The sequence below is a fragment of the Streptomyces sp. NRRL F-5126 genome (assembly GCF_000721265.1).
Taxonomy (GTDB): Bacteria; Actinomycetota; Actinomycetes; order Streptomycetales; family Streptomycetaceae; genus Streptomyces.
Map to the genome: position 1 here is coordinate 1 of NZ_JOFZ01000027.1, position 1,752 is coordinate 1,752.

Consider the following 1,752-nt stretch of genomic DNA (forward strand, 5'->3'; position numbering starts at 1 on the left):
CTCGCCCACCACCGCCACACCCACGGCCTGACCGCCACCTCCCTCGCCTGGGGCCTATGGCAACAGACCAGCACCATGACCAGCCACCTCGACACCACCAACCTGGCACGCATCAACCGCACCGGCATCACCCCACTCACCACCGACGACGCCCTCACCCTCTTCGACCACGCCCTCACCACCCCTCACCCCCACCACCTGGCCGCCCGCCTCAACTCCGCAGCCCTCCGCAACAACCCCGACCTGCCGCCCCTCTACCGCACCCTCCTACCCGTGACCACACCCAGGCTCCGTGCCGCGGCCGCCAACGACAGCGCAGGTGAGCAGGGCGGTCTGGCCCAGCGGCTGTCCGCGATGAGCGAGCACGAGCGCGACCAAGTGCTGGTCGATCTGGTCCGTGAGCAACTCGCCGCGATCCTCGGCCACGCCAACCCCACGGAGATCGAAGCGGAGCGCCCGTTCAAGGAACTGGGCATAGACTCGTTGACCGCCGTCGAGCTCCGCAACAAGCTCGGCACCATCACCGGAATCCGGCTTCCGGCAACGCTTGTCTTCGACCACCCGACTCCCGCCGCTCTCGCCCGTCATCTGCGCGATCAGCTGGTGAGCCCGCAGGGGATAGTGGCGGCCACCGGCAGTGTGCGGTCGACGTCCGACGAGCCGATCGCCGTCGTGGCGATGAGCTGCCGTTTCCCGGCAGGCGTACGTTCTCCGCAGGAGCTGTGGCGACTGCTCGCGGCCGATTCCGACGCGATCGGCGAGTTCCCCACCGACCGGGGTTGGGACCTGGAGGGCCTCTACGACGAGGCCGAGGGACAGCCACACAAGGTCTACACGCGGCACGGCGGCTTTCTCAAAGAGGCAGACTCGTTCGATGCCGAATTCTTCTCCATGAGTCCCCGCGAGGCACTCGCCACGGACCCGCAGCAGCGGCTCCTGCTGGAATGCGCGTGGGAGGCGATCGAGAGTGCCGGGGTCGATCCGACCGCCCTACGTGGCACCCGCACCGGTGTGTTCGCCGGCGTCATGTACAACGACTACGGGACGCGTTTCGCTGAGGCCCCGGACGGTCTCGAAGGGTTCATGAGCAACGGCAGTGCCGGCAGCGTGGCGTCCGGTCGAGTCGCCTACGCCCTGGGGCTTGAGGGCCCGGCCGTGACCGTGGACACCGCGTGCTCCTCCTCCCTGGTCACCATGCACCTCGCCAGTCAGGCCCTCCGGTACGGCGACTGCGATCTCGCGCTGGCCGGCGGCGTCACGCTCATGGCCACCCCGAATACCTTCATCGAGTTCAGCCAGCAGCGGGGCCTGTCAGCGGACGGCCGTTGCAAGCCGTTCGCCGCCAACGCGGACGGCACCGGGTTCTCCGAGGGTGTCGGGCTGGTGGTGTTGGAGCGGTTGTCCGACGCGCAGCGCAACGGGCACACGGTGCTGGCCGTGGTGCGTGGCAGTGCCGTCAACCAGGACGGTGCGAGCAACGGGCTCACCGCGCCCAACGGCCCCTCCCAGGAGCGGGTGATCCGCCAGGCCCTCGCCAACGCCGGTCTGTCCGGTGATCAGGTCGACGCGGTCGAAGCGCACGGCACCGGCACCCGCCTCGGCGATCCCATCGAGGCCCAGGCCCTCCTCGCCACCTACGGCCAGGACCGCCCGGCCGAGCAGCCGCTCCACCTCGGCTCCATCAAGTCCAACATCGGCCACACCCAGGCCGCCGCAGGCGCCGCCGGTGTCATCAAAATGATCCTCGCTATG

At 69.2% G+C, this 1,752-nt stretch carries 1 protein-coding gene; it reads left to right on the forward strand.

The annotated features are described in order from the left end of the window. The coding region (locus IH48_RS0132030; RefSeq protein ID WP_030912767.1) for a type I polyketide synthase at positions 1–1,752 on the forward strand (1,752 nt) is incomplete at both ends.